The organism is Bacillus sp. JJ664 (assembly GCF_036962205.1).
Classification (GTDB): Bacteria; Bacillota; Bacilli; order Bacillales; family Bacillaceae_G; genus Gottfriedia.
Window position 1 is genome coordinate 1 of record NZ_JBALMS010000196.1, and the last position, 4,429, is coordinate 4,429.

Below are 4,429 nucleotides of genomic sequence, written 5' to 3' on the forward strand. Positions count from 1 at the left end.
CTTTATAATATGCCATCAGTTATATTGGGAATGGTCTATACATTATTACCATTTATGGTTTTACCAATATTTGTGGCAATCGAACAGCTAGACCACCGTAAGTTGGATGCAGCAAATGATTTAGGAGCGACACCATTTCAAACATTTTTTCATGTAACATTGCCTTTAACAATGAAAGGTATTTTTGCAGGAAGTATATTAGTATTTGTCGCTTCATTTGGAATGTTTGTCGTATCAGATGTAATGGGTGGATCAAAGGTTGCTTTAATCGGGAATGTTATCCAAAATCAGTTTTTAGGTGCAAGAAACTGGCCATTTGGATCAGCGCTTTCAATTTTCTTAGTGTTATCTTCAATTGGATTAATTGGCCTTTACTATTTAGCAACTAAAAATATTGGTGCTGAAAAAAGTGGAGGTGAGAATAGGTGAAAAAGAAATTACTTATAGGATTTTCGACAATTGTTTTAACTTGCTTATATTTACCTATTTTGGTCTTAATTCTTTTTTCATTTAATAAATCAAGAATAAATGCCGAATGGTCTGGTTTTACTTTTCAATGGTATATAAATTTATTTGATAACCCTCAAATTGTTGATGCATTTATCAATAGTTTACTTATAGCGATTATTACAACGATTTTATCGACTGTACTAGGTACGATTTGTGCGCTAGCACTACATAGATATAAGTACAAATTTTCAAAGTTAATTAATGGTCTAATTTATTTACCAATTGTTGTTCCTGATATTTTAATGGGAATTGCATTATTAATTTTGTTTACTAATTTTCATTTAGAATTAGGAACAATGACAATCATTATTGCACATGTAACATTTTGTATATCCTATGTTGTGATTTTGTTAACGGCTAGACTATCAGGTATGTCAAAGGATTTAGAAGATGCTGCGAGTGACTTAGGAGCGACTCCGTGGCAAACATTTAGATATATTACATTACCAGCCATTATGCCCGGTATTATTGCATCTGCACTTCTATGCTTCACATTAAGTATTGATGATTTTGTGATCAGCTTTTTTGTATCTGGTCCAAGTTCAACTACATTACCAATATATATTTATGGAATGGTTAAAAAAGGCGTTACACCTGAAATTAATGCCATTTCTACCATACTAATCGTAACAATCATTGGTTTAATGGTTCTATCTGAGGTTTATCGTACTAAAGGGATGAACACAGAGAATACAAAGAAAAAGTCTTATATTGTTTAAATAAGGAGATTATCTAAGTGAGTAAATTTAAAAAAGCGGCTAGTTTACTTTTTTCGTTTGGATTAACAGGTTTATTATTGTCAGCTTGTTCTGTTGGAAAAGAAGAACTGAATATTTACAGTTGGGCAGATAATTTTGATCAAGAAGTGTTAGAGTCATTTGAAAAAAAATATGATGTCAAAATTAATTATCAACAATTTGCGAGTAATGAAGAATTGTATGCAAAATTGAAGGCGGGTGGGTCTAATTATGATGTGATTCAGCCTTCAGATTATATGGTAAAACTAATGATTCAACAAGATATGTTGGAGAAATTAGATAAGGATAAAATGCCTAATCTGAGTAATATTGCTCCAGAATTTACGAACCAAGAATTTGATCCAAAAGGTGACTATTCAGTTGTTTATACTGGTGGATTAACAGGTATTGCATATAATCCTAAATATGTAAAAGAGGAAATTGATAGCTGGGAAGATTTATGGGACCCGAAGTATAAGGGACATGTTACTTTATTAAATGATAACCGCGAAGTATTTGGAATGGGCTTAATAAAAAATGGATATTCCAACAGTTCATTAAATGAAGATGAATTATTATCTGCTTTCAATGATTTAAAAACAGTAACACCAAACCTTTTAGCATTTGATACAGATACAGTTAAACAAAAGTTTATCACGGAAGATGCCTGGATTGGTCAAGTGTGGTCTGGGGATGCAGCTTATATTCAAAAAGAGCTTTCAAACATTAAATGGGTAGTACCAAAAGAAGGTTCATCAAGATGGGCTGATACATTTGCGATTCCAAAAGGCTCAAAGCAAAAGGAATTAGCAGAGAAATTTATTAACTATATGTATGATCCTAAAGTTAGTGCGAAAAATTACGAATCAATTGGATACTCTGATCCAAACATGAAAGCTGAACAATATCATTCTGAAGAATACAAAAAGAATCCTTTCATTAATGTCACCGCAGATGAAACGAATCGTACAAATTGGATTAAAGATGTAGGAGATCAGACTGAACTCTACGATAAATATTGGACGGAATTAAAAACTGGTCAAAATTAATAAGAAGGCTATCTCATAGAGAGATAGCCTTTTTTAATTAGAAAACATTTTGTTCAATAAAAAGCGAAATTGCTCTCGTTCAGATTGATCAAGCTTTTCAATTAATGAAACCCATAAAACTTGTCTTGTTGCAGAGAGTTCCTCAACCATTTGGATTCCCTTTTCTGTTAATTCAAGCCAAGTTACTCTTCGATCTCTAAAATCTCTTTTTCTTTTTACTAATTCATTGCTAACTATTTTATTTATTGCTGTTGTAATTGCTCCAGATGATAAGCCGATTTGCTTACCAAGTTCCGTTGCTGTCATTTGTTTATTTTTATATAAAAGATGTAACAATAAATATTTTGGTGAAGTTAATGAATTGGTAGATTCTTCTTTACTTGCTTTTTGCCAAGTTTTTCGAACTTGTATTAAAAGCTTTGTTAAGTCATCAACTAAAAGCTTGTCATGTTCATTTAACATATTGTACTCCAATTCCTGTATCATCTCTTAACTTATTAATAAATACGGCATTTGTCATAAAGATTTACGAATAGGTTACCAATTTATATTTAAATTTGCAAGTACCAAGTCCGGTTAGAAACAATTTTATAAAATTTGTCAAGTTTTGGTTGTATATTAACTATAGTAATTTGTAAATAGTATGATAAAAGACATTGGTAGGGGTGAAGTACAGTGTTTAAGTATTTTAAGTTTAAAATAAATGATACTGTTCAATTTACGAAGAACGATGGTCATTTCTACCGAGTAATCGGATATCGAATAGAAAAAAGTATTTATTTAAATGATGAATACAATAGCATTATATATGAACTTTTACGAGAGTTTGATGGTCTTCAGGTTGATGCTGAAGAAGATGAATTAATTAGCGTCTCAAATTTTGATGAATTTTATGGATCAATGTTTGAGAAATTAGGGACTTTTACAATTAAGTTTGCGAAGAAGCATGAAGAGCTCAGTAAAGAAAAAGAAGTATTAGCTAATTCGGTCGATGAACTATTGGATAAATATAATGATTATCGTAGGCTAGCGACGCTATTTAAAGATTGTTTGTACGATTTAGCTGCTGAAAATGTTCTAAATGAACTAGCTGATTACTCTGAAACAAAAAAAGATTACATGCACTAAGCATGTAATCTTTTTCCATTTGTAGTTTTAATGGATACGGTTTTGGTAAAATATTTACTTTCGTATACAAGTTCCGTTACTTTTGCACAAATCCCGACTGATAATATTGTATAACCAACTTCATTCCAAGATAGGTAACTTAATGAAAAAAGAAGGATACAAGCATCAAAAATAAAGTATACTTTCCCAATAGAAATATTTGATTTCTTACTCATTAAAATTGTTATTAAATCATCTCCACCAGTCGCTCCACCGAACTTAAGGATTAAGCCAAGACCTAAACCAGCAAATACTCCCCCTAAAATTGCGGGAATAAAAAGATGATTTTCAAATTGAAAGGTGACTGTAGATGTTTTTTCAATGATTGAATAAAAAATTGAAAAAGAAACTGCACCAATAAATGTATTAATCAGTAATTTTTTACCGAGAAAAAAACCAGCTAATAAAATTATGGGAATATCTAAAATTAATGTTGTTATTGATGGTGAAATATTAAAAGAATTTTTAACTAATAGCGCAATTCCTAGAAAACCACCTTCAGATAAATTATTTTGAAAATGAAAATGGTATAAAGAAGTTGCTAAAATAAATGAACCGATCAAAATCATTAAGGTCTCACCCAAACGATTGTTTATCATTGTTATTTCCTCTTTTCGTAGTTAGTAGTTTAAAAAGTTCTTTACTTAAACTAACTACGCACAAAAGCTTCTCGTAGTTAGTTTAATAACTCCCTAACTACTACGCTATATGTCATTGAAGAAATAACATAATCGCCTGTCAACCATAGTTTCGCCTACCTTCAGTTTTATTTTAGAGTTCTATTCGTTCTCTAAATAAAAACTGCTAAGTGTAGGATAGATCTTTACGTTGCCAAATGCTCCTTCGAGCAATCATGGTTACACGTCCTTTTTTCCAGTTTTGTTAGATAAAATCTAACAGGTTAAAAATAAGTTCAAACGAACTTATCTCTATCTTATCATATGCGGAAATTTTAGAAAAAAGAAA

At 30.9% G+C, this 4,429-nt stretch carries 5 protein-coding genes and 2 pseudogenes; 5 read left to right on the forward strand and 2 right to left on the reverse strand.

From position 1 onward, the window contains the following. The 3 genes from V7056_RS20055 to V7056_RS20065 form a co-directional block, all read left to right on the forward strand. Window positions 1-429 (forward strand): ABC transporter permease (locus V7056_RS20055; RefSeq protein ID WP_499704152.1); only part of this gene is annotated, 429 nt, incomplete at its 5' end. Beyond that, on the forward strand, window positions 426-1,229 hold the full coding sequence (locus tag V7056_RS20060) for an ABC transporter permease (protein WP_499704153.1): 804 nt from the start codon (window positions 426-428) through the stop codon (window positions 1,227-1,229). The genes V7056_RS20055 and V7056_RS20060, both read left to right, overlap by 4 nt. A gap of 17 nt (window positions 1,230-1,246) precedes the next feature. Then, on the forward strand, window positions 1,247-2,296 hold the full coding sequence (locus V7056_RS20065; RefSeq protein WP_499704154.1) for an ABC transporter substrate-binding protein: 1,050 nt from the start codon (window positions 1,247-1,249) through the stop codon (window positions 2,294-2,296). A gap of 33 nt (window positions 2,297-2,329) precedes the next feature. Here V7056_RS20065 and V7056_RS20070 read toward each other — a convergent pair whose 3' ends face one another. Next, window positions 2,330-2,758, reverse strand: a complete 429-nt coding sequence (locus V7056_RS20070; protein WP_499704155.1) for a MarR family winged helix-turn-helix transcriptional regulator — start codon at window positions 2,756-2,758, stop codon at window positions 2,330-2,332. A 213-nt stretch (window positions 2,759-2,971) separates the two neighbouring features. On the opposite strand from V7056_RS20070, the pseudogene V7056_RS20075 reads away from it, so the two are divergent. Continuing rightward, window positions 2,972-3,161, forward strand: a pseudogene (locus V7056_RS20075) (YodN-related protein); the annotation flags it as partial. A 125-nt stretch (window positions 3,162-3,286) separates the two neighbouring features. Next, window positions 3,287-3,424 (forward strand): annotated as a pseudogene (locus V7056_RS20080) (YodN-related protein); the annotation flags it as partial. On the opposite strand, the gene V7056_RS20085 reads toward V7056_RS20080, so the two are convergent. After that, window positions 3,421-4,062 carry a YitT family protein gene (locus V7056_RS20085; protein WP_499704156.1) on the reverse strand — a complete coding sequence of 214 codons (642 nt, stop codon included), beginning with the start codon at window positions 4,060-4,062 and terminating at the stop codon, window positions 3,421-3,423. The pseudogene V7056_RS20080 and the gene V7056_RS20085 sit on opposite strands and share 4 nt — an antisense overlap. Between the last annotated feature and the right edge of the window lie 367 nt (window positions 4,063-4,429).

Bases quoted from the DNA above. Each gene is read 5' to 3' on its own strand.
- V7056_RS20070 (WP_499704155.1), bottom strand. From the start codon at position 2,758: ATGTTAAATGAACATGACAAGCTTTTAGTTGATGACTTAACAAAGCTT.
- V7056_RS20085 (WP_499704156.1), bottom strand. From the start codon at position 4,062: ATGATAAACAATCGTTTGGGTGAGACCTTAATGATTTTGATCGGTTCA.